Origin of the sequence: Thauera linaloolentis 47Lol = DSM 12138 (genome assembly GCF_000310205.1) — a bacterium.
Lineage (GTDB): Bacteria > Pseudomonadota > Gammaproteobacteria > Burkholderiales > Rhodocyclaceae > Thauera > Thauera linaloolentis.
Window position 1 is genome coordinate 1 of record NZ_AMXE01000215.1, and the last position, 233, is coordinate 233.

Here is a 233-nt window from a genome sequence, read left to right on the forward strand (position 1 = left end):
CGTGATGGCGGCCTGAAGGAGATCAGCATGGAACTGCGCGGCAAGAAGATCACCGTCCACGACATGACCCTGCGGGACGGCATGCACCCCAAGCGCCACCTGATGACGCTCGAACAGATGAAGAGCATCGCCCGGGGGCTGGACGACGCGGGCATCCCGCTGATCGAAGTCACCCACGGCGACGGCCTGGGCGGCAGCTCGGTCAACTACGGCTTTCCGGCGCACAGCGACGA

1 protein-coding gene is annotated in these 233 nt (G+C 65.7%); it reads left to right on the forward strand.

Annotated elements, in window-relative coordinates:
- Positions 1-27: 27 nt before the first annotated feature.
- Positions 28-233 (forward strand): hydroxymethylglutaryl-CoA lyase-like TIM-barrel protein (locus C666_RS19220; RefSeq protein ID WP_503169800.1); only part of this gene is annotated, 206 nt, incomplete at its 3' end.